Origin of the sequence: Alteromonas sp. MTD1, from assembly GCF_042848195.1 — a bacterium.
Lineage (GTDB): Bacteria > Pseudomonadota > Gammaproteobacteria > Enterobacterales > Alteromonadaceae > Alteromonas.
This window is the reverse complement of the sequence record NZ_BTGG01000003.1, coordinates 109,944-135,846: the sequence shown is the minus strand read 5'-3', so window position 1 is coordinate 135,846 and position 25,903 is coordinate 109,944. Positions and strand designations below refer to the sequence as shown.

The 25,903-nt window shown below is 44.4% G+C and carries 21 protein-coding genes and 1 pseudogene; 20 read left to right on the top strand and 2 right to left on the bottom strand.

The window, feature by feature from the left end:
- Positions 1-46 precede the first annotated feature (46 nt).
- The 16 genes and pseudogenes from gltB to ACGHAV_RS04975 all read left to right on the top strand — a co-directional run bounded on the left by gltB (position 47) and on the right by ACGHAV_RS04975 (position 18,415).
- The gene (gene gltB, locus ACGHAV_RS05050; RefSeq protein WP_390377301.1) at positions 47-4,513 is read left to right on the top strand and encodes a glutamate synthase large subunit; all 4,467 of its coding nucleotides are present in this window, start codon (positions 47-49) and stop codon (positions 4,511-4,513) included.
- Between the two features lie 13 nt (positions 4,514-4,526).
- On the top strand, positions 4,527-5,942 hold the full coding sequence (locus ACGHAV_RS05045; protein ID WP_390377298.1) for an FAD-dependent oxidoreductase: 1,416 nt from the start codon (positions 4,527-4,529) through the stop codon (positions 5,940-5,942).
- A gap of 168 nt (positions 5,943-6,110) precedes the next feature.
- Positions 6,111-7,451, top strand: a complete 1,341-nt coding sequence (locus tag ACGHAV_RS05040) for a CHASE2 domain-containing protein (RefSeq protein WP_390377809.1) — start codon at positions 6,111-6,113, stop codon at positions 7,449-7,451.
- Complete coding sequence (locus ACGHAV_RS05035; RefSeq protein ID WP_334013712.1) at positions 7,448-7,822, top strand: hypothetical protein; 375 nt, start codon at positions 7,448-7,450, stop codon at positions 7,820-7,822. The genes ACGHAV_RS05040 and ACGHAV_RS05035 overlap by 4 nt, the downstream gene beginning before the upstream one ends.
- Positions 7,812-9,407, top strand: coding sequence for a M48 family metalloprotease (locus ACGHAV_RS05030; protein ID WP_390377806.1), 1,596 nt, complete (start codon positions 7,812-7,814; stop codon positions 9,405-9,407). The genes ACGHAV_RS05035 and ACGHAV_RS05030 overlap by 11 nt, the downstream gene beginning before the upstream one ends.
- A 342-nt stretch (positions 9,408-9,749) precedes the next feature.
- A complete protein-coding gene (locus ACGHAV_RS05025; RefSeq protein WP_390377295.1) occupies positions 9,750-10,916 on the top strand; it encodes an alpha/beta hydrolase-fold protein in 1,167 nt (388 codons plus the stop codon).
- Positions 10,917-11,083: 167 nt separating this feature from the next.
- Positions 11,084-11,527, top strand: coding sequence for a hypothetical protein (locus tag ACGHAV_RS05020; RefSeq protein ID WP_390377292.1), 444 nt, complete (start codon positions 11,084-11,086; stop codon positions 11,525-11,527).
- 181 nt (positions 11,528-11,708) lie between these two features.
- The gene (locus ACGHAV_RS05015; protein WP_390377289.1) at positions 11,709-12,296 is read left to right on the top strand and encodes a DUF2726 domain-containing protein; all 588 of its coding nucleotides are present in this window, start codon (positions 11,709-11,711) and stop codon (positions 12,294-12,296) included.
- Positions 12,297-12,467: 171 nt separating this feature from the next.
- Positions 12,468-13,169: a 5'-methylthioadenosine/adenosylhomocysteine nucleosidase gene (locus ACGHAV_RS05010; protein ID WP_390377287.1), complete on the top strand. Its 702-nt coding sequence runs from the start codon at positions 12,468-12,470 to the stop codon at positions 13,167-13,169.
- Entirely contained in the window at positions 13,170-14,114 is a 945-nt protein-coding gene (locus ACGHAV_RS05005; RefSeq protein ID WP_390377284.1) for a cobalamin biosynthesis protein, read from the top strand.
- Positions 14,111-14,956 (top strand): cobalamin-binding protein, encoded by an 846-nt coding sequence (locus ACGHAV_RS05000; protein ID WP_390377281.1) that lies wholly within the window; start codon positions 14,111-14,113, stop codon positions 14,954-14,956. The genes ACGHAV_RS05005 and ACGHAV_RS05000 overlap by 4 nt, the downstream gene beginning before the upstream one ends.
- Positions 14,957-15,010: 54 nt before the next feature.
- The gene (locus tag ACGHAV_RS04995) at positions 15,011-15,415 is read left to right on the top strand and encodes a rhodanese-like domain-containing protein (protein ID WP_390377278.1); all 405 of its coding nucleotides are present in this window, start codon (positions 15,011-15,013) and stop codon (positions 15,413-15,415) included.
- Positions 15,416-15,475: 60 nt separating this feature from the next.
- Positions 15,476-15,880 (top strand): DUF2721 domain-containing protein, encoded by a 405-nt coding sequence (locus tag ACGHAV_RS04990; protein ID WP_334013721.1) that lies wholly within the window; start codon positions 15,476-15,478, stop codon positions 15,878-15,880.
- 12 nt (positions 15,881-15,892) lie between these two features.
- Entirely contained in the window at positions 15,893-16,492 is a 600-nt protein-coding gene (locus ACGHAV_RS04985) for a GNAT family N-acetyltransferase (protein WP_390377275.1), read from the top strand.
- Between the two features lie 74 nt (positions 16,493-16,566).
- Complete coding sequence (locus ACGHAV_RS04980) at positions 16,567-17,898, top strand: NAD(P)/FAD-dependent oxidoreductase (RefSeq protein ID WP_390377272.1); 1,332 nt, start codon at positions 16,567-16,569, stop codon at positions 17,896-17,898.
- Between the two features lie 162 nt (positions 17,899-18,060).
- Positions 18,061-18,415 (top strand): annotated as a pseudogene (locus ACGHAV_RS04975) (DUF1428 domain-containing protein).
- A gap of 54 nt (positions 18,416-18,469) precedes the next feature.
- Here ACGHAV_RS04975 and tyrS read toward each other — a convergent pair.
- A complete protein-coding gene (tyrS, locus tag ACGHAV_RS04970; protein ID WP_390377269.1) occupies positions 18,470-19,669 on the bottom strand; it encodes a tyrosine--tRNA ligase in 1,200 nt (399 codons plus the stop codon).
- Between the two features lie 78 nt (positions 19,670-19,747).
- Positions 19,748-19,876, bottom strand: coding sequence for a hypothetical protein (locus ACGHAV_RS04965; protein ID WP_390377266.1), 129 nt, complete (start codon positions 19,874-19,876; stop codon positions 19,748-19,750).
- A gap of 206 nt (positions 19,877-20,082) precedes the next feature.
- Between ACGHAV_RS04965 and ACGHAV_RS04960 the strand changes: the two genes are divergently transcribed.
- From ACGHAV_RS04960 to ACGHAV_RS04945, 4 genes are all read left to right on the top strand, one after another.
- The gene (locus ACGHAV_RS04960; protein ID WP_390377263.1) at positions 20,083-21,408 is read left to right on the top strand and encodes an OapA family protein; all 1,326 of its coding nucleotides are present in this window, start codon (positions 20,083-20,085) and stop codon (positions 21,406-21,408) included.
- Positions 21,409-21,414: 6 nt separating this feature from the next.
- Positions 21,415-22,575: an anhydro-N-acetylmuramic acid kinase gene (locus ACGHAV_RS04955; RefSeq protein WP_390377260.1), complete on the top strand. Its 1,161-nt coding sequence runs from the start codon at positions 21,415-21,417 to the stop codon at positions 22,573-22,575.
- Positions 22,576-22,717: 142 nt separating this feature from the next.
- Positions 22,718-24,544 (top strand): EAL domain-containing protein, encoded by a 1,827-nt coding sequence (locus ACGHAV_RS04950; protein WP_390377257.1) that lies wholly within the window; start codon positions 22,718-22,720, stop codon positions 24,542-24,544.
- 206 nt (positions 24,545-24,750) lie between these two features.
- Positions 24,751-25,872, top strand: a complete 1,122-nt coding sequence (locus tag ACGHAV_RS04945; RefSeq protein WP_390377254.1) for an alkene reductase — start codon at positions 24,751-24,753, stop codon at positions 25,870-25,872.
- Positions 25,873-25,903 lie beyond the last annotated feature (31 nt).

The following is a 25,903-nucleotide window of genomic DNA, read 5'->3' as shown; positions in this document are numbered from 1 at the left end:
ATGCAACGCATACCTTGCCCAGTCAAAAGGTTGAAGGAGTAAAGAGATGAGTTTATATAATCCCAATGATTCCCGGGACAACTGTGGGTTTGGCTTAATTGCTCATACTCACGGGGAAGCCAGTCACGAATTGGTAACAACTGCAATACACGGCCTTGACCGTATGCAGCATCGTGGTGGTATTGCCGCCGATGGGAAAACCGGTGATGGCTGTGGTTTACTGCTGCAAAAGCCGGATGCGTTCTTCCATGCAATTGCCGACGAAAATGGCTGGAAACTCAGCAAAAAGTACGGCGTGGGCATGATTTTCTTAAATCAGGACCCTGTACTGGCGCAAGCTGCGCGTGAAGTACTTAATGAAGAACTAGAAAAAGAAACGTTGTCAGTAGTGGGTTGGCGCGAAGTGCCTGTCGACCGCTCAGTACTTGGCGAACTTGCCCTCACGGGTGTTCCACAAATAGAACAGGTGTTTGTAAACGCACCTGCTGGATGGCGTAAACGCGACCTAGAACGTCGTTTATATATGATTCGACGTCGTGCGGAAAAACGCCTTGAAGAAGATCCTGATTTCTACGTAGCATGCTTATCTGGCCTTGTAACAATTTACAAAGGCCTGGTAATGCCTAAAGACTTGCCAGCGTTTTATCACGATTTGGCAGATGAGCGCATGCAAAGTGCTATCTGTGTATTCCACCAGCGCTTCTCAACAAACACGTTGCCACGCTGGCCGCTAGCCCAGCCTTTCCGCTTCCTTGCGCACAATGGTGAAATTAATACCATTAAAGGAAACCGCGACTGGGCAATGGCGCGTGCTGCAAAATTTGCAACGCCACTTATCCCAGATTTGAAAGACGCTGCACCTTTTGTAAACACAGAAGGCTCAGACTCTTCATCGCTAGATAACATGCTCGAGTTGTTCCTAGCGGGCGGCATGGACTTATTCCGTGCTATGCGCTTATTAGTGCCGCCAGCGTATCAAAACAACAAAACCATGGATGACGACTTACGTGCATTTTACGAGTTTAACTCGATGCACATGGAGCCGTGGGACGGTCCTGCCGGTATCGTATTAACTAATGGTCGTCATGTTGCGTGTAACCTTGATAGAAACGGTTTACGCCCTGCCCGCTACGTTATCACCAAAAACGGGTTTATTACCCTTGCCTCAGAAGTCGGTATTTGGGACTACGAACAAGCTGACGTTATCGAAAAGGGCCGCGTTGGTCCTGGTGAAATGCTTGCTGTTGATACCTATACAGGGAAAATCTGGCGTTCTAACGAAATTGATGATGACCTAAAAGAGCGTCATCCTTATAAAGAGTGGCTAGATAAACATATTCGCCGCCTAACACCTATTGAACAACTCGATGCATCGCTTATTGGCAAGCGTGTGTTCGATGATGATGCCATGGCGGTCTACCACAAGCTTCACGCTTACAGCTACGAAGAAATTCAGCAAGTTGTTAAGGTATTAGCAAAAGACGGTCAAGAAGCTGTAGGTTCTATGGGTGACGATACGCCAATGGCGGTAATGTCGTCGCGCCAACGTACGGTCTATGATTATTTCCGTCAGCAGTTCGCACAGGTAACGAATCCGCCAATTGACCCTCTACGTGAAAACCACGTGATGTCGTTGGCAACCTGTATTGGTAGAGAACAGAACGTATTTAGCGAAACCTCGGGTTACGCTGACCGCGTATTGTTCGACTCGCCAATTTTAATGTATACCGACCTTAAACAGCTTCGCGAATTTAACCCAGAGAACTACTACTCTGAAGTTGTTGAATTGCAATATGCACCGCAAGAAGGCTTAAAGAAAGCCATCGAGCGCGTGTGTAATGAAGTTGAAATGCTGGTGAAAAACAAACGCGCCGCGTTCGTTATTTTGTCAGACAGAAATATTAAGCAAAATCGCTTAGTGATACCTGCGGCAATGGCGGTTGGCGCCGTACAGCGTCGATTAGTTGAAAAATCACTTCGCTGCGATGCCAACATTGTTGTTGAAACCGCAAGTGCACGCGATCCGCATCACTTTGCCGTGCTTATCGGTTTAGGTGCTACTGCCGTTTACCCATTCCTTGCTTATGAAACTATTGAGCAGCTATGCGAAAAAGGTGAGCTTGATATCACGCCAATGCAGGCCACGTTGAACTACCGTAAGGGTATCAATAAAGGTCTGTATAAAATCATGTCGAAGATGGGCATCAGTACCGTTGCCAGCTATAGAAGCTCTAAGCTGTTTGAAGCGATTGGTATTAATAACGAAGTGATGCAGCTTTGCTTTAACGGTGTTACCTCGCGCATTCAAGGTGCCGGCTTTGACGACTTCCAGCAAGACCTGGTTAACTTGAACCGTGTAGCATGGCTTAAGCGTAAGCCTGTAGATCACGGCGGCTTGCTTAAATACGTTCATGGTGGCGAGTATCACGCGTACAACCCAGACGTAGTGAGCACGTTACAAAAAGCAGTTGTATCGGGTAATTACGACGACTATCAGGTGTATGCAAACTTAGTTAACGAGCGTGCCCCTGCACATATTCGTGATTTACTTGCGCTAAATCCAGACTGCGACCCCATTGATGTTAGCGAAGTAGAGCCCGCGGAAAACCTATTCCCGCGCTTTGATACCGCAGCAATGTCTATTGGTGCACTAAGCCCAGAAGCGCATGAAGCGTTGGCTATTGCTATGAATCGTTTGGGTGGCCAGTCTAACTCGGGAGAAGGTGGTGAACACCCGTCTCGATTCGGTACTGAGAAAAACTCAAAGATTAAGCAAGTAGCGTCTGGTCGTTTCGGTGTTACACCGCATTACTTGGTCAACGCTAGCGTTATTCAAATCAAAGTAGCACAAGGCGCAAAACCTGGTGAAGGTGGTCAACTGCCGGGTGATAAGGTGAACAAGTACATCGCGCAACTGCGTTTCTCTGTACCAGGTGTAACCCTTATTTCTCCACCACCACATCACGACATCTATTCAATTGAAGATTTAGCTCAGCTAATTTTCGATTTGAAGCAGGTTAACCCAACGGCCCTTATTTCCGTGAAGCTGGTGTCTGAGCCAGGTGTAGGCACCATTGCTACCGGCGTTGCGAAAGCGTATGCCGACCTTATCACTATTTCAGGTTACGACGGCGGTACAGGTGCAAGCCCATTAACATCGGTTAAATACGCAGGTAGCCCGTTCGAACTTGGTTTGTCTGAAACTCAGCAAGCACTTATCGAGAACGGCTTGCGTCACAAAGTGCGCGTACAAACTGACGGTGGTTTGAAAACGGGCTTAGACGTAGTAAAAGCTGGTATCTTAGGTGCTGAAAGCTTCGGTTTTGGTACAGGCCCAATGGTTGCACTTGGCTGTAAATACCTTCGCATTTGTCACCTAAACAACTGCGCAACGGGTGTTGCAACTCAAGATCAGAAGCTTCGCGACGACCACTTCATTGGCCTTCCTGAAATGGTAATGAACTACTTCAAGTTTATTGCACAAGAAGTACGCGAGTTAATGGCCTCTTTAGGTATTAAGAAATTCGACGACTTGGTAGGTCGCACTGAATTGCTTAAAGTGCTTGATGGTATTACGGCTAAACAGAATCGCTTAGATTTGTCGCCTCTGCTAGTACAACCTCAAGCAGGTGAACACACGCGCTTGTTCTGCTCTGAAACCACTAACACGCCTGTTGATAAAGGCGAGTTAAATGCACAAATGCTGAAAGACGGTCAGCAAGCAGTAGCAAACAGCAAGTCTGTAACGCTTAAATATGCGGTTCGCAATACCGACCGTTCTGTAGGTGCATTATTATCCGGCGAAATCGCGAAATATCACGGTAACCACGACTTTGAAGATACACCAATAAAAGTAGAGCTTACCGGTACTGCTGGCCAAAGTTTCGGTGTATGGAACGCAGGCGGCCTGCACATGCACCTTGAAGGTGATGCAAATGACTACGTGGGTAAAGGTATGACGGGCGGCAAGCTAGTTATCCACCCGCCGCGCAATGTTTCATTTGATGCCCACGACAGCGCAATTATGGGCAACACCTGCCTTTATGGCGCAACGGGCGGCAAACTATTTGCTGCAGGCCGAGCAGGCGAGCGCTTTGGTGTTCGTAACTCTGGTGCCATTGCCGTAGTAGAAGGCATTGGTGACAACGGCTGTGAATACATGACAGGCGGTATAGTGGCTGTACTTGGCTCAGTCGGCGTTAACTTTGGTGCCGGTATGACGGGTGGGTTTGCTTATCTTATGGATGATAGCGACGACCTTGATAACCGTGTAAACGCTGAGCTTGTCGATGTTATGACGATAGAAGATAAAGCCATTCTTGCTGAACACTTACGTGGTTTAATTAATCAACATTATGAAGAAACAGGCAGTGAGCATTCGTTGTCGTTACTGACAAATTTTGCTGACACACTGAAACGCTTCAAGTTGATTAAACCGAAAACCAGCGATGTGAAAAACTTGCTTGGTCACATCAGCCGTTCAAGTGCTGAATTACGCATTCAGGCCCAGTAGGAGGATTTAGTTTATGGCAAAGAACGTATATCAATTTGTCGATGTTGAACGTATCGATCCGCCGAAAAAGCCGATTATGGTACGTAAACAAGAGTTCGCGGAAATTTATCAACCGCTGAGCCAATCTCAAACCGAAGGCCAAGCAGATCGCTGCTTGGACTGCGGTAACCCGTATTGTGAGTGGAAGTGCCCAGTTCACAACTACATTCCGCAGTGGTTAAGCTTGGCAAACGAAGGTCGCATTTTAGAAGCTGCTGAGCTTTCGCACAAAACCAATAGCCTCCCAGAGGTATGTGGCCGCGTTTGTCCTCAAGACAGACTGTGTGAAGGTGCCTGTACGCTAAATGACGATTTTGGTGCGGTAACTATCGGTAGTATTGAAAAATACATCACCGATACCGCATTTAAAATGGGCTGGCGCCCTGATATGTCAGATGTTGTATGGACCGACAAAAAAGTCGCTATTGTTGGTGCTGGCCCCGCTGGTCTTGCATGTGCCGACATTCTGGTACGTAACGGCGTAAAACCGGTTGTTTATGACAAGTATGAAGAAATTGGTGGTTTGCTAACTTTCGGTATTCCGTCATTCAAACTGGAAAAGGACGTCATTAAGCTTCGCCGTCAAATCTTTACTGAAATGGGCGTTGAGTTTGTACTTAACACCGAGATTGGCAAAGATATTCAATTCCAAGACTTGCTTGATAAGTACGATGCCGTTTTCTTAGGCATGGGTACTTATAAATCCATGCAAGGTGGTTTTGATAACGAACAGGTAGAAGGCGTACATGAAGCGCTACCTTTCCTTGTAGCAAATACCAACCGTGTGATGGGTCTTGAGAAAGACCCTGCCGATTACATTGATATGAAGGGCAAGCGCGTTGTTGTACTTGGTGGCGGTGATACCACCATGGACTGTGTAAGAACGTCTATTCGCCAAGGCGCAGCTCAAGTAACGTGTGCATATCGCCGTGATGAAGAAAGCATGCCCGGTTCACGCCGTGAAGTAGTTAACGCAAAAGAAGAAGGCGTAGAGTTTAAATTTAACTTACAGCCGCTCGATATTGCCGTTGATGAAAACGGCAAAGCGTGTGGCGTAAAATTAGTAAAAACTGAGATGGGACCGCCTGATGCCAATGGTCGTCGACGCCCTGTTGAAGTCGAAGGCTCAGAGCATATTCTTGAAGCCGACGCGGTAATTATTGCGTTTGGTTTCCAGCCGAGCCCTGCACCGTGGTTTGCTGACTTTGGCATTATGCTTGACGAAAAAGGTCGAGTGCGCGCACCTTCTGCGGGTAAATTTGCATTCCAAACATCGCACCCGCAAGTATTTGCAGGTGGCGATATGGTGCGCGGCAGCGACTTGGTAGTTACCGCTATCGATGAAGGCCGCAAAGCAGCCGAAGGGATCATGGATTACATTGGCGTGTAGCTCCATCATTCTGTAGCAGCTAAAAAAGCCCAGTAAATCACTGGGCTTTTTTGTGGCGCTATATAAACAAATACTCTTAATTCCTTGGATGCTTTGCATATCACAATGTTTGACAAAAACTAATATAAGCGCTAACAATAGAATTTAGAATGATAGACATGGAATGTAATCATCAAAGCACTCATCTTTTATTTCATTGCCTTTGTAGAAAGTAAACATTGGGGTCGGATAGGACTCTGGGTCCGCTCTTTATCACTAGTAACTTTATTACTACTTGACCCTTTCAAAATCACAACTGCGACAGACGATGCTTCAGCGGATATTCTCAATCGTGTGAATTCCCAATACTACAGCTCTAAGGCTCAGAGTGAAATCGTTGTTGTATTAATTGACGACCATTATTTAAGTAGCAATCAATTAAGTTGGCCATTGTCATATAGCCAACAATCAGTCCTCATGCGTCAAATCTTGAGGTACGAGCCCAAAGCTCTCTTTATTGATTTGCTCTACACTCACGACAGGTCAACTAAAGATGACACACCTCGGCCGTTAATAAACGTATTTGAGCGCTATGGGAAGCGTATACCAATTTATGTCCCTCAAATAAAAGAATCAGCTTTTACAAAACAGAGCTTTTTCGCAAAGACTCGCCCAGTCGTGGTTCAGTGGCAGGGGCACGAACACTATTATCCTTCCCGAATTGGAAATATTGATACGCCGGCGTTTGCTATGCATCGCCAGTTCTGTGAGCAAAATGGTAACTGCAACCAGCCTAACAGTATGCCGCCAATTGCTGTTCAGTGGGGTATGCAATTGTCGAAGCAACAAAACGTGCTAACAAATAATAATGAATGTTTGGGGAACGAAAATCCCATAATCATGGCTTCGAAAGTATTGTTATCGGAAGTTTTTTGGAAACTGGTGCCTGAGTGGCGACAGCCTTGTGCATACTCAATTACCGTTCCGCCCTCTTATCTTAGCGCTACATCCAAAGACGAAAGAGCACTTCTTTCAACAATATTCAAAGACAAGTACGTAATGCTAGGAGCACTTATTCAAGGAGCAAGAGATGAAGTTTATTCGCCTGTTCACGGCCAAATAGCAGGTGTTTATCTGCACGCTATGGCATTAGATAATCTTCTCACATATCACGACGAATATTTTAGACCCGCTCCTACAATATGGCGCAATATTGACCTCGCCGATATTACTGACTGCGTCCTGTTTTTACTGGTTTTCATGTGGCGTGAAAAAGTTTCTACTAATCCAAAAGCTCCCCATGCCCACGCACCACGAAAGCGCTTTATTTTTTATTCCGCTCTTGCGCTGTTAGCGCTGCTATTCACAACTGTCGTATTGTTTTCCTATGTTTTTAACTTCCAACCTATTAATTGGGTCGCGCAACTCACTCTCATACTCTCAATTGTCGCAATAAAAATAAGGCTTTTTGCCCCATTAAAAAAACTACTTTTTTATCTAAAAGGGTTCTACCAAGGAGAAAAACTATGATTAAGAAGTTACTCGTGATGTTGTTAACGTGTGGTGTGTTTGGCCACATTCATGCTGAGCCGTTGGCCATTATTGACTTCAGTGTTGAAACTATTGAAACCTTAGACTCTGAAGGAAAGGTCATTGCCAATGTACCAGTCTCTTCTCTTCCAGATACTGCAATTGTGGTTATTGAGAAAAATGAAGAACTTGATCTAATTGCAATTAAAGATACTAATGGTGACGTTGTATGGTTGGACACCTACTATGTAAAACTTAATCAAGGAAAGGTTGTAGACCTCCCTTGCTACAAGATTGGCACAACGGGAGCACAAGACCGAAGAGAAACTGGCACAATGGGCTTTGGAGGTACTTGTGAAGATGCTAATTAATACAGATACCTTAAAAGCGACACTACTAGCGACAGCACTTACTAGTTTAACCGCATGTCAAAGTACACTTGAGGGGATGACTGATGCGGTAAGTAATTTAACAGGTGACAGCATTCACAACAACTTTGAGGGTAAATACATTACCCAATCCAGCATTGCTGAATATAAAGTACGAGAAGATGAACTTAGTGGCAGTGGTGGTGTAATCAGTTATTCCGGTAAAGACATTCCCGAGGGACATATTCGTCAAAATCATGTTGTAAACTCGCCAGCACTAAACAACTACTTAAACGGCGTGCTTGATAAAATTCTCAGCCAGTGGGACGGAAACCCGGTAAACATACAAATTCAGGTTGTGCACTCACAATCATTTGCGCCTTATGCTGATTCTTTCGGCATGATCAGTATTCCTATTGGGACACTCAATAATATTGAGAGTGAAGATGAGATTGCTCTTCTTATAGCGCATGAAGCCAGTCATATATTACTTCGTCATCACGATAGAGATAAAGTCGTGCAAGAAAATAAAGACAACGTCAATATGCTTGCTAGTGCAATAGTAATGGCCAACGTTGCTAAAGACACAGACTTTGTAAAACAAGGTGGTAAACGTACCTTGAAGTACAACCCTAGCGAGCAAGGTAGCGACAATATATCAAAAGCCATGGTATACAATGCAGTTATTCAAACTATTTCAGACAGCGTCTGGAACACCGCTTGGAAGCGTACACAAGAAGACGAAGCCGATTTACTAGGGTTTGATTTAGCTATTGCCGCTGGATACTCGCCGCGCGCAAACTCACATGTTTTGGAGAGACTCGAGAATTATCAGGGTAAGCAAGAAGGTATGTTAAGTGCGTTTTGGGAAAAGAAGCAAAATGCGCTTAGCAGCGCACTTACTGCCGGCGACTTTAATGGACTAGGAGAGGAGATCGATTCATTTCTAGCAGAGGGTTTAATGACTTCGTTGGGAGCTGTAACTGATTATTTTCAAAAACGCCATATGGCCCCTGAAGTCCGCAATGAAAATATGAAGGGTTATGCTTTGCGAGTATACAAGCCAGAGATTCGTCGTCGTGTTGATAAAAAGTCTTGGAGCGATGTAAAATCGCAGACAGAAATTCGTGAAACGTTAGAAAGTTATAAACTTGCTTTTCAAGCTTCCAATGCACTAAGTGCAGGTGATATAGCGCAGGCCGAGAGACTGGCCTTGGCTTCCCTTTCGCGTTCAACTAAATCACATCCTTACATGAGAGAAGTTTTATTTGATGTGCGATTAGCACAGGGAGATAAAACACGAGCCATGAAGAATCTTTCTTACATTGAACGCTGGCAAGACGCATCACCTGCATTATTTGAGCGTAGGATCGAATATCTGATGCAACAACAGCAATTTGAAGATGCACTTACCGCCATTACTCTCGCCGAAAAAACATTTGGTAATGAAAGTAAATTCATTATTCAGAAAAGCATTGCTCTATCTAATATAGGGAAAAATGATGATGCAATTGCCACCTTAGATAAATGCCAAGCCTACTCTAAACATAAGGAAAGTTGCGCTTTGTTAAAAGAGCGAATTATTTAATTGTTCTAGGTACTGCTCTCGCAAGTAGCGGCAGTACCTCATTATTTCGAAGTTAGTTATCTTCAAGATAAAATATTGAACTTTATACTAAGATGATTTTTTAAGCTCGCTGTGAGATTTTAAAACTTTGCTACTGTCATCTTATTCAATAAGGTAAGCGGGATCGTTTTCACTAGCTTCACGCTTTAAAGCCGCTTTTCGCAGAAAACATGTCTAGGGGAGTGTTGGGTCAACTACCCATAAAAACTAAGCGCACAGCGTTATACAAAATTAATACCTAAATAAGGGGCATACATAACTTTTAAAAGTTGCTAGAGTGGGAGAAAAACAACAGGGATAAATATGAAGTATTTCAAATGGTTGTTAGCGCTCACCAGCTATTTTTCTATAGCGTTCACCGCGCAAGCAAAGGACTACGACACAATACAACTTCAATCAGAAGTACTCGACGAACAGCGACAGTATTCGGTTTCTTTACCAAAAGACTATGCTAACTCTGAGCAGCATTACCCCGTTATTTATCGTTTAGACGGCGCCCAAAATATCCCCTTAATGGAAGCGGTACTAGGCAGGCTACAGGAAAACAATGCTGCACCACAGGTCATTATTGTTGCTATTGAAAATACCGACCGACTACGCGATATGTATCCTACCGTAAATGAGGATCCCAATGGTCCGGTTGGCCTTGGTGGCGGCGCTGATAAGTTTCTATCATTTATAGAAAATGAATTGATTCCTGATGTTGAAAAGCGTTATCGCACCCATTCGACGCGAATTATTGCCGGCGCCTCTGCCGCAGGCGTGTTTAGTTTATATGCTATGCAAGAACGCCCAGCACTGTTTGATGCACATATTGCTTACAGCCCAGCGGTTTGGTGGAATACAGGCGCCATGGTTGAACGAACCAAGCAATGGCTTTCTTCTAAGCCCACCACAAATACCTATCTGTACATGAATATGGGTAATGAAGGGCTTCCTATGCGTCCTTATTACGATAATCTTCTTGCAAGCTTTACGCGCTCAGAACCCCCTAAAATTAAAACGGTTATCGACCAACATGACGGTGTGTCGCATGGTTTAACTTCAACCGCAGGCATCTTCCACGCCTATCAGTCGTTTTTTATGAGTAAAGCCTTTGCGCCTGAAAACGTTACGCCTGACATGCAAACCATTGATAACTATTACAAGCAGCTAGGTATACAATGGGGAGTAGACGACACACCGCCCGAGAACGTAGTTCGTCAATTGGGTTATTACTTTAACTGGCAACAACAACCCGAATTGGCCATGACACTTTTTAAACACAATATGTCTCACCATCCCAAAAACCCCGACGCGATCACGGGTGTGGTGTATGGATATGAAGGTCAAAATAACCTAGCCCAAGCGCTGAGTTTCGCTGAAAAAGCATTAGAAGTTGCCGACAAAGCACATCCATATTACGACTATTTTGTGAATAACGTTGACCGTTTGAAGAAAAAAGTTGAAGGCGTGGGACAGGGCAAATAGCCAGCTTATACCATCGCTTCCAAGTGTATACCTAAAAATGGCTAAATAACCCGCTATTTAGCCATTGTAGTAGTTGAAGTGTTTGTGGTTCCGCTCTACTATTTTCACTGAACAAGTGCGGCTATCAGCAAATCTTTGCTGGCAACAGGTTAATGACGAGTACCCCTATGCTGAAACACAGAACTACATTATTACTATTAAAGCCTTTGTTTACTTTGGCATTGGTTGCATCAGTGGTTTCAGCACCAGTAAAGGCAGACATACTCGCACTTAACAGCCATACAGATAGCGACAGACCTGACTCTACACAATCATTATCGCAGCCTGACACTGTGTCGTGCCCTTCATCATTTCACGATGTTTCAATTACAGACGACGCTACACAATGTCAGCAGTTTGAGACCCAGATACCTGCGGCTATGGTGTACCACACTAAGCAGAAAAACCACCAAGTTGTCGCTTTCTACCAGCAAGGTATGCCATCGCTGAAAGTGCATGCGCCAGTAAACCAACGTACCCTTTTAACGTCAGAAAACAATCACACGCGCATTGTCATTTCACCTGATAACGCAGGATCGCAGGTAGATATCCTTGTGATCCCCCAAAAATAAAACCTCTAAAAATTAAATACATAACTCTTATTTAGGCCTTTACCGGGCTTATTACATCACAAATATTTGTTGTTTGATCATTTTTGGCACCTGCTTTGCAAAATCAGTAATACATGTTGAATGGTTTAACTAAGCGTCATTTTTCTGACATGGCTATTTACTGATTTTTGTGAGGATAACAATGGAATTGGCAATTATTTTGATGATGTTACTTATTGTCGTTGCACTAGGCGCCATAAAACTGTCTGATGGCGGCGTTGCATTTCCGTTTCGTAGAAAGCCACAGCTTTTTACTCCTGTTGAGCACTCTTTCCTTAACCTTATTGAGCAAGCGATGGGTAGAGAGTTTCGCATTGTGTGTCGTGTGCGTTTAAACGACTTAGTATCGGTACGTCAAACCGCAAACAAGAAAACAGCAAGCCAAGCGATAAGCAGAGCGTCAAGCCGACAGCTTGATTTTGTATTGGTTGATAAAACAGATATGAGCCCTGTACTTGCGATTGACTTAGTACATAACCAAGGTAAAGACGGATACAAATCACAGAAAGACTGGTTTGTAACAGGCGCATTAGATGCTGCAGGTTTACCGCATGCTCGCATTAAGGTGAAGTCGGGTTACAGCGTTGAAGATATTCGCGAATGCCTTGAAAACAAGCTTATTCCTTATCGCCGTATTCAGCAGAAAATGGCACAGCTGCCAACACACAACCCAGAGCCACCAAAGCGCCCCACGCGCCCTATTCGCTCAAGTCGTCCAGCAGCCGCATAACAAATTGTAGTACCTCTTCCCCTAGCCTTTGTTGCTTTGCTATTTTTCTTACTCTCAAAATAGCGGTAACAAAGGCATTTTTCTGTCAGTTTCCCAATATTCCTTATACAATTACACCGTAAGTGCGCTTCACTAGCGCGTAACCCACTTTCAACGCATATCGGTAACACTATGAAAAAAATTGGTATTTTAGGTGCAATGGATGAAGAAGTTGCGCTTCTTAAAGCTTCTCTTTGGGATGTAAAAGAAACGCAGTGGAAACACCTGACTTTTTACGAAGGTACACTAAACGATATGGAAGTGGTACTTGTAAAATGTGGTATTGGTAAGGTTGCAGCAGCTATCGCAACTACCGTTATGATAGAGCAATACGCACCAGATGCTGTTGTAAATACTGGTTCAGCGGGCGGGTTTGACAAGAACCTTAATATTGGCGATTTGGTTATTGCAAGCCACGTAATTCACCACGATGCCGATCTTACACATTTCGGCTATAAGCTGGGCCAATGTGCTGGTATGCCAGAAGACTACCGTTGTGATGAAGCTTTAATGCAGGCTGCCGCGTCTGCTGCCAGTGAAATTGATACACTGCAATCAACTACCGGCCTTATTTGCACGGGCGATGCATTTATTGGTAGTGACGAAGCGGTAGCAGAACTTCGCACCAACTTCCCAGAAATGAAAGCAGTAGAAATGGAAGGTGCCGCAATAGGCCAGACCTGCCACATGCTTTGTACACCCTTTCTAGTTATCCGCTCGCTATCAGACATTGCCGGTAAAACATCTTCGGTAAGCTTTAAAGAGTATTTAGAAACAGCCGCAAAACACTCAGCGCAGCTTGTGATGGCAATGATTAAAACACTTGCCAAATAAATGACCTTATTTGCAAGCGACCTTTATTTCCCGTCGCTGTTAGTACTTTGGTTAGCTGTCGCTGTAGATGCACTATGGCGATGGCCACAAAGTACCCACCCGCTCACTTTCATGCGCTACCTCATTAGGCAAATGGGTCAGAAAGTACTGCCATCAGACAACTATGCCGCGGGTCAGCACTATATATCTGGAGCATTAGCTGCCATTGTTTTACTTTCACCGCTTGTCGTTTGTTTGGCTGTGCTGGTGTACATGGCGGAATACCCCGTCTTTTTCGAAGCTGTCATCATGGTTTCGTTATTAGATTTTGGCTTTCAACGTCAACAGTACAAAAAAGTAATGGCATGTGTAGGGCGCAACAAGAAATCTCTTGCTCGTGAAATGGTAAAAACCATAACCGCGAGGCAATGCCACGCACTTACCGATATTGGAATTGCAAAGGCAGCCATTGAGTCGCTTTATCTAAAATTCCTCTATTTATACTGTGGTGTTATTTTCTATTTTGTGGTGTTTGGCCCAATTACAGCGCTTGTTTACCGGTTATTACTACTTACTTCATGGCAATGGCATTACCGCGAAAAAGGTATGCATCACTTTGCTTTGCCTGTCAGAAAGCTAGTGTCGGTATTAGTGCTTCCTCCCGCTATCTTCGGCGCTTTTGCCACGCTGGTAGTAACTAATCCGGTAAAAGGTATTGCTGCAATGCGCAAAGCGCGTCAAAAAGACAAAACCTCACTGCTTCTTGCTTTACTGGGCGGCGCTTTAAATATAAAACTGGGCGGCCCTGCAATGTACGCAGACAAAAAATACCGCCATGCCCGAGTAGGTGGTGTAAACGATGTTAAATATTCATCGATGCATCATACTCGCCAAACGGTGCATTTCGCCATGGCTGTTGTTTGTGCGGTGGCTTCATTGGTTTTGCTCGCGAAGGGAGTGTTATGATGAGACCGCAGAAGTCGTTTATCGCTGTTTTTGCTTTTTTGGCAATGACAAGCGCTTTTGCAGACGCCGAAAGTACTGAAGATCAGAGCATTAAAGCAAGCTCTGAGCTCACTATTATTAGTCTTGCACCTCACCTCACAGAGTGGGTTTACAGCCTAGGCCTAGAGCAACATTTGGTCGCCGTTAGTGATTATAGTGACTATCCCTCTGAGGCCACTTCATTGCCCCGCGTAGCCGACTACCAAGGTGCAGATATTGCAGCTATCGTGGCTTTAAAACCTACACTTGTGCTTGCATGGGATGGCGGCAATAAACCCCAAGACATACATAAACTTCAAGCGCTTGGCATTAACGTATTTAGCAGCCGTATTACCAACTTAAGCGATATCGCAAGTGAACTGATTAAACTTGGCAAGCTTACGGATAAAGAAACAGCTGCCACAAGGTTAGCACACCAGTTTCAGGCCGGTATTAGTGCGCTAGAGCAACAGTATGACGCAGCACCACGCAAGTCAGTTTTCTATTACTCCTGGACGGCACCACTGATGACTATTGGCCCTAATGCTTGGCCAAATAAATTACTTAACGTATGCGGCGCAAAAACGGCATTTGAAGATAGCCCAGTAGATTACCCTCAAGTATCTGTAAAAGAAGTACTTACAAAGCAGCCAACAGCTTTAATTGCAGCAAGCAAAAGCACACCTGAGGAACTGGCTTACTTCTGGGCTCCTCATCGCGATTTTTTGCAAGCACCACTCGTTACTGTTAATCCAGATATCACAAGCCGATTCTCACTTCGGTTAATTAATGAACTAAAAAACTTGTGCAATGGTATAAACTAAATCGCATAAGCGTTATACTAAAGTTTAATTTAATACATAGAGAGTAAGGTTCGAATGAAAGCAGCGATTGCGGGTATATTAATTGTCTCAAGCATCGCTCTGTTTTTTACTTTACATTATTCTGCCAAAGCCAGCTCACAAGCATCTGTTGCTGCCTCGCCTTACCTTATAGAACGTGTAGCTAATAACGATTGGCTTCTAATCGATGTACGCTCTCCGCAAGAGTTTGCGCAAGGCCATATTCCTGGCGCAGTAAATATGCCCCACGAAAAAATAAACGACTACATTAGTGAGCTTGAAGGCCATAAAGACAAGCCCATTATTATCTACTGCCAGTCTGGACGCCGGGCAAAACTAGCAATGAAAGTACTTCAAAAACTCGATTTTTCAGAAGTTATGCACCTTGAAGGCGATATGCTTGGATGGAGTGCTGCTGGCATGGCTGTCGACCGTATGTAGTGATACACTTTTCACCTTGGTCTGTATTTCACTTTTTAATATTGATAAAGAGTTTCCATAGTGAAAATTGATATTGTTACGCCAGCTATGCTATTTCCCGCAATTTCACTGTTGCTGTTAGCGTATACCAATCGCTTCTTAACGTTAGCCACAATCATCAGAAACTTTTCTAAAGAAGAGCGCGACGAAAGCACGCTAGCGCAGATTAAAAACCTTCGTAAGCGAATTCAGTTAATAAAACGGATGCAAATAGCGGGGGTAAGCGCCTTTTTTCTTTGTGTGGTGTCTATGCTCGCTATCTACCTTACCTATCAACAGGTAGGTAATTGGGTATTTGCGGCTAGTCTTGTATCGCTACTTTATTCGCTGTGGACGTCAGTCAGAGAAATCCTGATTTCTGTTGAAGCATTAGATGTACATTTAAATGGCATCAAACATGCTCACGATAATGATAACGAAGATTAAAGAAGCTTTTTAATGCAAGTAAACAAACAAATAAAAATGCACCAATCTGATATCTCCTACGCCCCACTAGCACCATCTCATTTCGCTGGAGTCATTGAACTTGGCAACGCCGTACACGGCGACAATTATCTTACCGATGAACTTATAAACGACTACTATAATAGAAGTTTTCACAACCACGTAAACGCCAGCTGGGTAGCGCTACACAACAATATTGTTGTTGGATTCAGGCTTACGTTTGCTCACAGCCAATGGCAAGCAGACAAATGGTGCTCTACCGACCTTTGGCCTGTAGATGCTAAGTATGTGTGTTATTTTAAGTGCAATACGGTGTCGCCGAGCATGCAAGGTCTTGGTATTGGCAGTACGTTACTGAAAAAGTCTATCGAAAAAGCAACTGAACAAGGTGCCCTTGCTGGTCTTGCACACATATGGTTAGCAAGCCCAGGCAACAGTGCGTTCAAATACTTCACCAAAAACGGGGGCGAGCTTATAAAAAAGCACCCGAACAAGTGGCGCTATGCGTCTGTACACGAAGGGTACGACTGCCCCGTTTGTGAGGGGTATTGTGAATGTGAAGGCGCAGAAATGATGCTCCGCTTCAACGGATAACGAGTAATGAACACTAGCCCACATGCAGTTTTTTTCGGTGCTAAGATTTCAATTTTATGTTGTATAAATAAGCTATGTACGACCCGCTAAAATCCAAAGGCGTTTCGCCATTTGACCCACAACCCAACAGTTACTGGCACCATACTCACACGTGCCGTAAGTTTGAGTCACTTAAACAAAACATATCAACCGATTACTTGATTATTGGCGGTGGTTACACCGGTTTATCCGCTGCAATCACATTCGCGGAAGCTGATAAAAACACCACGGTAATCGACGCTAACACGATAGGGTTTGGCTGTGCAGGCCGTAATGGCGGCTTTGTGCTTTCTGGCAGTGGACGGCTTTCTTTAAGTGCTATAGAAGAAAAATGGGATCAAAAGACTGCAAAAGGTATGCAGGCCGAGTTTGACGGCGCGGTAGCACTGTTAAAGCAGCGAATAAATAAATATGACATGCAAGTTGACTGGTGCGACGGTGCTTACTACAAGCTTGCCCACAGCAAAAAAAGTGCAACTACGCTTCACCATGCTGCACAAAAGCAGGCCGCTGACTATGGTGTTAAAAGTGCATGTTTAAGCCAAGCGGATATACAAGACAGATTTGCGATTGCGCACGCATACGGTGGCGTAAAAGTGGACGGCGCTTGTTTACACCCTTTAAAGCTTATTGATGAGTATGCCAGAGTAGCCGAAAACTTAGGTGCGGCGCTTTACTACAGCACGCCTGCACTGGAAATAGAAAAAACGCACAACGGGTTCGAAGTTAGCACACCGAACGCCATCATTACCGCTAAACACGTACTTATTGCTAGTAATGCTTATACGCCAAAGCGCTTTCACGAAAAAGTGGACAATAAACAGTTCCCGGTACAATCGAGTATTTTTGTTACTGCCCCCCTTTCAGAAAGCCAAAAAAATGCCTGCGGCCTAACCTCGCCAATGAGCTTCATGGATACGCGTATGATGAAATACTATTACCGCGTATTACCCGACGGCCGACTGCTGTTTGGTGGACGCGGGGCAGTAAGCGCAAGAGGCAGTGACAGCAACAGTGAGAAACAGCGCTTATACAAGGCTATGGTGAAAAGCTTTCCGGCACTTAAAGGCATTGGTATGGATTACTTTTGGAGTGGTTGGGTAAGCGTGTCGTTTGACGATATGCCGCGGATATTTGCAGATACTAAAAGCACCAATAAACTTGGGTACGCAATGGGTTATTGTGGTTCTGGTGTATCGTTTGCGGCATTTTCTGGCATGCGCTTAGCACAGCGTATGATGGGCCAAGAAAACTTCGACACAACCTTGCCGCTATATTCTTCACCGCTTCCTTCGTTTCCATTTCCAGCATTTCGAAGGATGGCGTTGCACGGCCTTTACCAGTGGGCAAAGGTCGCAGAGCACTGAAAAAGTCCAGAGCACTAAAAAGGTCAGAGCGTAAGTAATCAGTCACTCTTGCCATAGGGTAAAAAAACGCCTTCGCGCATATTCAATCACCGCTAGCCACCTGCTCACATTTCGTACTACTCTAGTGATAACGTCCAAAAGAAAAGCACAAGGATTATCACTATGTCTTACATTGATGGATTTGCCGTTGCCGTACCAAGCGCTAGTAAAGAAGCTTATATTGCCCACGCCAAGCTAGCTGGCGATATTTTCAAAGAATATGGTGCACTAAAATTAATTGAAGCATGGGGAGACGATGTTCCCGACGGTGAAACCACGTCGTTTATAAAAGCGGTAAAGGCAAAAGACGATGAAACCGTAGTGTTTTCAATTGCTTTTTGGCCCAGTAAAGCTGGTACGTGATGAGGCATGGAAGAAAATAATGGAGGATCCAAGAATGCAAAGCGATGAAAATCCCATGCCTTTTGACGGCAAGCGCTTAATTTATGGCGGCTTTGAAACCATTCTTGAACTATAAAAACGCAAAAGCCCGCAACCATTGCGGGCTTTTAAAAATAACGTTTGATGATATTTACGCTAGCGTAATGCGTGCAAATTTACGCTTACCAACCTGATAAACGTTTTCGCCTTTCTCGGTAATAAGCAAACGTGTGTCTTCTACTTTGTCACCATTAATTTTTACGGCGCCCTGCTTAATCATACGCATTGCATCAGACGTTGAGCCAACAAGCTTTGCCTCTTTAAGCAAGTTGCCAATTGCAATACCTTCATCGCCAAGGGCAATTTCTAGTTCAGGCATATCGTCTGGAATAGCATTTTTCTGGAAACGCTGGATAAAATCTTGATGCGCACCTTCAGCCGCCGCTTCGTCGTGGAAACGAGCAATAAGCTCTTTGGCAAGTAGGATCTTAATATCGCGAGGGTTTTCACCATTTTCTACACGTGTTTTCAGCTCAGCAATTTCTTCTAATGGACGGAAGCTAAGAAGGTCATAGTAGCGCCACATTAAGTCATCAGAAATCGACATTACCTTACCAAACATATCGTTAGGTGCATCAGTAATACCAATGTAGTTATTTAGTGACTTAGACATTTTCTGAACGCCGTCTAGGCCTTCAAGAAGCGGAACCATAACAATTGACTGTTGTGTTAGCCCCTGCTCTTTTTGAAGCTCACGGCCCATTAGCAAGTTAAAGCGCTGGTCAGTGCCACCCAGCTCAACGTCTGCTTTAAGTGCTACAGAGTCCCAGCCTTGAACTAGTGGATACAAAAACTCGTGAATAGCAATTGGCTGACCATTATTGTAACGCTTTTTAAAGTCGTCACGCTCTAGCATACGCGCAACCGTTTGGCTTGCCGCCAATTTAATCATACCCGCTGCACCAAGCCCGTCCATCCACTCAGAGTTAAAGCGAATTTCCGTTTTCTCTTTATCAAGGATCTTGAACACTTGCTCTTGATAGGTCTTAGCGTTTTCTAAAACTTGCTCTTTACTTAAAGGCTTGCGTGTAACGTTTTTCCCTGTAGGATCGCCAATAAGACCAGTAAAGTCACCAATAAGAAAAACAACCTTGTGACCAAGCTGCTGGAAAGTACGCAGTTTATTAATTAGCACGGTGTGACCAAGGTGAAGATCTGGCGCAGTAGGATCGAAACCCGCTTTAATAGTTAGGGTTTTACCGGATTTAAGTTTCTCTTTTAAATCCTCTTCGGGAAGAATTTCATCAACTCCCCGTTGAATCTCAGCTAGCGCTGTTTGCCAATCGTTCATTTGTAAGTCACACTCTTTGATAAGACTAATTTCAATTTTGGCCGGCATTTTACGCGTACAAGGGAACCATTAAAAGGTTTAGGCGTCAAAAACCGAATTACAATGCGTCATGTTGTTAAACGCAATGGCTTTAGCCAAGCCAATAAGCACTGAAATCGCAGAACAGGGGGGGAAGGGCTTACGCAAACACGCTGTAAACCCATCCATGGGCGCTCCGCCACCGCATCCCTGCGGTGGAGGGTTTGCTACAGCCCCTCCCCCCTGTTCGCTTGAATCTCAGCGCTCATTAAATTGGCTGATTAAAGTCATTGGGTATACCAATTTGCGCTAACTATAATAAGAGAAAAGTTGCATTTTTAAGCAACGTATGTGAAATAGTGTTGTGCACATAAATTTCTCAGGTGGGCAGTAGTATGAGAAAGACATTAGACGCCTCGAAGGCGCTAAATTTATATAGAAAATTACCAAAGCAGCATCGAACTGGGCTAGCGATAGCCAGCCTTTTTCTGGGTGCGCTTATCCTTTTGCCGTCTGAGCCGGTAGAAGCAAGTCGTCATCAAGAAGCGCATATTCTTGATGCGGGCGTTCGCTATCCTGCAGAGATAAGCATTACGCCATCTACCGACGTATTTTCTGGCGAAGAAGAGTCTCATTGGCAAACCTTTAAAGTTCGTAGCGGCGATACCCTCGCGAAATTATTCAAGCGAGCAGGTTTCACTTCGCGTGACGTTTATAACGTGACCCAATCTGGCGAGCTTTCAAAAACGCTAGTTACTTTACTTCCTGGTGACGAGCTGTCGTTTAGAGCGAATAAAGACGGTAGTTTCGGTGAACTTAAGTACAGATTATCGTCTACAGAAACCTTGTTTGTACGTCCTGACAACAGCGACGAAAATAGCGTGTTAACGGCTGAAATTGAAAAGCGCGATGTAGACATTCGTTATAATTTTGCACAAGGTGAAATTACGTCGAGCTTTTGGAATGCCGCAGTCGATGCGGGCCTAACCAGCAACCAAATAATGAACTTAGCGGGCATATTTGGTTGGGATATCGATTTTGCCATGGAAATTCGCTCTGGTGATACTTTCAACGTGGTATTTGAAGAGCAATTTATTGATGGCGAATTTGTGGGTTATGGCGACATTGTTGCTGCTGAGTTCACAAACCAAGGTGAAGCATTCAGTGCGATTTTGCATGAAGACGGCACTTACTACACGCCTGAAGGCCGTAGTATGCGCAAGAGCTTCTTACGCGCACCAGTGAACTTTAGATATGTAAGCTCTAATTTCACTAAAGCACGCTTTCATCCTGTTCAAAAACGCTGGAAAGCACACCGCGGTACCGACTATGTTGCTGCCGTTGGCACACCAATTATGGCGGCAGGCGACGGCAAGGTAATTAAAGCGGGTTATGACAAGTACAACGGTCACCACGTATTCATTCAGCATGGTGAGAAATACACGACTAAGTATCTACACTTTAAAAAGCGCGCAGTGAAGCTTGGTGAGACTGTGAAGCAAGGCCAAACAGTGGGCTATTTAGGAAGCTCAGGTATGGTAACTGGCGCACACTTGCACTATGAATTTCTTGTAGATGGCGTGCACCGCAACCCTCGTACTGTGGAGTTGCCTAAGGCGCTGCCTATTGCAAAAGAAGAGCGTGAGCGTTTCATGGAAATTGCCAGCCTTCGCCAACAGCAGCTTAATAACAACAAGCGTATTATGCTTGCTATGAAATAGCTTTGTATGGCGAAATACATTGGCCTAATGTCAGGAACTAGCATGGACGGTGTTGACGCCGTCCTATGCGATATATCTAACCAAAGCTGCAATACACTCGCTGCCCATACACTCCCCTACTCAAACGACCTTCTAACTGTCTTAAACCGTCTATGCTCTGAAGGGCCTAACGAATTAAACACACTGGCAGTAGCCGATAGATTAGTAGCTGAAGCATTTGCGTTAGCCGTAAATGAACTGCTTGCTAAATGCGAACTTTGTGCCCGAGACATCGAGGCCATAGGCTCTCACGGCCAAACCATTAGACATTACCCTAACGGTGATGCACCAAACACAGGCTTTTCTGCACAATATGATAGAGGGTTTACCTGTCAGATAGGCGATCCAAATACCATTGCAGTGCTCACCAATATTGATGTTATCGCTGACTTTAGGCGAAAAGATATTGCGCTAGGCGGGCAAGGCGCACCGCTAGTGCCGGCCTATCATAACGCGGTATTTGCACACAAAGAAAAACATCGAGCTTTAGTGAATATTGGCGGCATGGCTAATATTTCTATCCTTGCGCCTGAAAATTCAGGCATCGCGCCGCTTGGTTTCGATACAGGGCCCGGCAATACACTAATGGACAAGTGGGCACAGCAGCACCTTAACAAAGCGTTCGACGAAAATGGCAACTGGGCGGCGTCTGGTAACGTTAACGAAGCATTGTTAAACCACCTCGTGAAAGACCCATACTTTAAACAGCTACCGCCTAAGAGTACTGGAAGAGAGTATTTCAACCTGCAATGGCTAAGGAAAACCTTACTTTCCTTTGCCGATACTGCACCAGAAGACGTGCAGGCAACTCTTTTACAGCTAACAGCAATTACCATTGCCAATGATGTGAAGCGTGAGTTGCCCGTACCAAGAAACCAAGAGCCTAATGAGGTTATTGTGTGCGGTGGAGGCGCGTTTAACAACACGCTTATGCAAACACTTCGTTCACTTATGCCCGCTTTAAACGTAGTAGATAGCAGTAATGCTGGTATTCACCCTCAACACGTGGAAGGTACTGCTTTTGCGTGGTTAGCAAATGCGTTTAAACACAATATTCCTGGCAATGTTCCTGCGGTAACCGGGGCATCACGGCCTGCGGTGTTGGGCGCACTCTTCAAATCTAACTAAAATCTTATTCTTTAGTCTAACTTTTGATTAATATTTAAACTATTCGAATTCCTTATACGTTTTTGTCTTATATGACACTGTCGCAGTGAGATGGTTATGTAATACATGAACACGCTTATCGATAGCGCTTAAGGTCCATTCGATGGAAATGATTAAAGGCAGTATCCCCGCAAAACCCTATCCAGTTGAAGAGTTAAGGTTAGATGTTCTTCGCCAAACCAATTTGCTCGACTCTGAAGCATCTGAACGCTTTGATGCTATAACGCGACTTGCCGCAAAATGCTTTGATGTGCCAATTTGCCTTATATCTCTAGTTGATGTAAACCGACAGTGGTTTCTATCAAAATGCGGATTAAATGCTAGCGAAACCCATCGAGATGATGCTTTTTGTGCGCATGCTATTCACGAAGAGACCATGCTAGTGGTTGAAGATACCCTAGAAAACCCTCTGTTCCGCCACAACAGACTGGTAACTGGAGCACCACATATTCGATTTTACACAGGTGCCGTACTAAGAGGTAAAAACAACTTACCTCTTGGCACACTTTGCATAATTGATACAAAGCCAAGAACAATGTCGGAAGAAGATAAAGCAATGCTTGCTGACTTCACAAAGCTGGCATCACAAGAGATAAACGTACCACAAACGCTTAGTGACGACCGCATGAGAAAGCAGCTACAGAGCTGCCGCGACCCGTTAACCAATGCGCTATTCTCTTCGGCTTTTTTTAAAGAAGTAGAGACCAAAATATCGTCTGCAAAAGAATCGTTTAAACAGTACATAGTGCAAATGCATATCGCAAATATTGATTATGTTACTACCGCATTTGGTAGCGTAACCGCTGACGAGATGGTGCTTGAAATAATAGCGCGATTAAGAAACTGCGCTGCGGATATTGGCATGTATTCCATTGGAAAGTTGAGCAACGATAGATTTAGCGTGTATTTACAGTCGCCACTTGAAAGCGATGATAATCTTACAGCGGAAAGATTAAAAACATGTCTTGAGAACCCTATCAATACGTCATCTGTAAGCCTGTCGCCAACACTTTCGCTTTGCGTATATCACTTGTCTGATACTACTCAATCACTTGAAGAAGTTAGCAAAATGTCGCGAGCCTACCTTGATTCATTCTCGAATGAAGATGGAGTTGTGAGCCGTGTATTGTGCGCAAAACAAAACGAGGAAATTCAAAAACGTTTCGTGTTATTGGGTGAAATAAACAATGCTATTTCCAAAGATAAGCTTCATTTGCTGTATCAGCCAAAATTAACCGCACAGGGGTTGGCTCTAGAAGGCATGGAGGTGCTATTAAGGTGGTATCACCCCACTCTAGGTGCTATTTCGCCACTGCTTATTCTTGAATTAGCAGAAGAGGCGAGACTACTTAACAAACTAGAGCGTTGGGTGTTCGATAAAGCACTGCATCAAGCAGCTGTGTGGCGCGCGCGTGGAATGAACGTGCCAAATATTTCTATTAATGTGAGTGGTAAAACACTGCTGTCGATGGGCTTTCAAAGCTTCATTTTGGAGCGATTAACCCATTACGACCTACCCGCAGACATACTAGATATTGAAATTGTTGAAAGCTCTATTTTCGAAGATATCGTTTCAGCTATTTCAGTAATGAAAAACTTGGAAGAAACGGGAATAACTTTTTCTCTTGATGATTTTGGTACAGGTCATTCATGCCTGTCGTATTTGAAAAACCTTCCGGTTAAGTTCCTTAAAATTGATAAATCGTTCGTTGATAATATCGTGGATGAACAAGAGGCTGCTACTGTGTGTTCAGGCATCATTAGTTTAGCTAAGGCAATGAACATACAAACGGTTGCTGAGGGCATTGAAGACGCAACCCAATCGATAATTCTAAAAAGTATGCGCTGCGATATGTTCCAAGGGTATCACTATGCTAAACCCCTTAGCGCCGAGCAGCTTGCTGAGAAATACCTGACACTTGCTTTGTAATGTTTAAATCTGTAAATGTGCTAGCCAACTTCTCTAATTTGGCTAGCACGATATCAACTTTTCTATAGCAAATCGCGATAAAAACCAGTCTTGAATCAATCCAAGTCGTAGCTATCTCTGTACTCACTGATACATAGCGGTGCGCAAACCCTTTTGGGTTTGCTATCAACTGACATCGCGTTAAAGCATAATTTCAAGGATTAAAAATGACAGACTCTGTACTATTTCAAACCGTTGAATGGGCGGGAAACAAACTAAAAAACCGCATGGTACTTGCACCACTTACCAGAGGACGAGCAGGTCCAGACCGCGTTCCCAATAAAATAATGGGCGACCACTATGTACAACGTGCTGGAGCAGGGCTGATTATTTCTGAAGCCACATCAATTTCAGAAGAAGGCAATGGTTGGGTAGAGTCGCCAGGAATATATACTGACGCTATGGTAGAAGGATGGCGCTCGGTGGTAAGCCGTGTTCACCAAGCAGGAAGTAAAATGGTGCTTCAGCTTTGGCATACAGGGCGTGCATCACATAGCGACTTTCATAATGGTGAACTGCCCTTATCAGCATCAGCGATAAAAATTGAGGGTGATGAAATTCACACGCCAAAAGGCAAAAAAGAGTATGAAGTGCCTAAGGCTATGACGGTAGATGACATTCAGCGTACCGTAGAAGACTATAAAAAAGCGGCAGCTAATGCTAAAGCGGCTGGTTTTGACGGCATAGAAGTACATGCGGCAAATGGCTATTTAATTAACCAATTCATTGATAGCAGAAGTAATCAACGTACTGATGAATACGGTGGCTCTTTGGCCAACAGATATCGCTTTTTATCTGAAGTGATGGACGCGGTGCTTAGCATTTGGCCAGCAGAGCAAGTTGGCGTTCGCCTTTCACCAAACGGCGTGTTTAACGACATGGGCGCTGATGATTATCGAGAAACATTCACCTATGTGGCCCAGCAGCTTAACAAACTAAAAATCGGTTACTTGCACGTTATGGATGGTCTAGCATTTGGCTTTCACGAGCGTGGCGAGCCAATGACATTAGCCGAGTTTAGAGCGCTGTTTGACGGTGTAATCATCGGCAACTGTGGTTACACCAAAGAAGAAGCTGAAAAGCGTATTAGTGACGGGGACGGTGACATGATTGCTTTTGGTAGACCGTGGATTACTAACCCTGATCTTCCAGAACGCTTTGCTCACAACTACCCCTTGACCGCGTTTGATGACCCTGCAAGCTGGTATGGCAAAAGTGTTGAGGGCTACAATGATTTTGAAACCTTCGATGAACAAAGTGGCAAAAGCACGCTTGAAGCGCTTAGCTGAATGTAAGTTTTAGTGACGTTGCGAACGCTAT

Coding starts and splice junctions, on each gene's coding strand:
- ACGHAV_RS05025 (WP_390377295.1), top strand. CDS start 9,750: ATGAAGTATTTCAAATGGTTGTTAGCGCTCACCAGCTATTTTTCTATA.
- ACGHAV_RS05015 (WP_390377289.1), top strand. CDS start 11,709: ATGGAATTGGCAATTATTTTGATGATGTTACTTATTGTCGTTGCACTA.
- tyrS (WP_390377269.1), bottom strand. CDS start 19,669: ATGAACGATTGGCAAACAGCGCTAGCTGAGATTCAACGGGGAGTTGAT.
- ACGHAV_RS04950 (WP_390377257.1), top strand. CDS start 22,718: ATGGAAATGATTAAAGGCAGTATCCCCGCAAAACCCTATCCAGTTGAA.
- ACGHAV_RS05010 (WP_390377287.1), top strand. CDS start 12,468: ATGAAAAAAATTGGTATTTTAGGTGCAATGGATGAAGAAGTTGCGCTT.
- ACGHAV_RS04995 (WP_390377278.1), top strand. CDS start 15,011: ATGAAAGCAGCGATTGCGGGTATATTAATTGTCTCAAGCATCGCTCTG.
- ACGHAV_RS05000 (WP_390377281.1), top strand. CDS start 14,111: ATGATGAGACCGCAGAAGTCGTTTATCGCTGTTTTTGCTTTTTTGGCA.
- gltB (WP_390377301.1), top strand. CDS start 47: ATGAGTTTATATAATCCCAATGATTCCCGGGACAACTGTGGGTTTGGC.
- ACGHAV_RS05020 (WP_390377292.1), top strand. CDS start 11,084: ATGCTGAAACACAGAACTACATTATTACTATTAAAGCCTTTGTTTACT.
- ACGHAV_RS04965 (WP_390377266.1), bottom strand. CDS start 19,876: ATGGATGGGTTTACAGCGTGTTTGCGTAAGCCCTTCCCCCCCTGTTCT.
- ACGHAV_RS04980 (WP_390377272.1), top strand. CDS start 16,567: ATGTACGACCCGCTAAAATCCAAAGGCGTTTCGCCATTTGACCCACAA.
- ACGHAV_RS05005 (WP_390377284.1), top strand. CDS start 13,170: ATGACCTTATTTGCAAGCGACCTTTATTTCCCGTCGCTGTTAGTACTT.
- ACGHAV_RS04945 (WP_390377254.1), top strand. CDS start 24,751: ATGACAGACTCTGTACTATTTCAAACCGTTGAATGGGCGGGAAACAAA.
- ACGHAV_RS05035 (WP_334013712.1), top strand. CDS start 7,448: ATGATTAAGAAGTTACTCGTGATGTTGTTAACGTGTGGTGTGTTTGGC.
- ACGHAV_RS05045 (WP_390377298.1), top strand. CDS start 4,527: ATGGCAAAGAACGTATATCAATTTGTCGATGTTGAACGTATCGATCCG.
- ACGHAV_RS05030 (WP_390377806.1), top strand. CDS start 7,812: ATGCTAATTAATACAGATACCTTAAAAGCGACACTACTAGCGACAGCA.
- ACGHAV_RS04985 (WP_390377275.1), top strand. CDS start 15,893: ATGCAAGTAAACAAACAAATAAAAATGCACCAATCTGATATCTCCTAC.
- ACGHAV_RS04960 (WP_390377263.1), top strand. CDS start 20,083: ATGAGAAAGACATTAGACGCCTCGAAGGCGCTAAATTTATATAGAAAA.
- ACGHAV_RS04955 (WP_390377260.1), top strand. CDS start 21,415: ATGGCGAAATACATTGGCCTAATGTCAGGAACTAGCATGGACGGTGTT.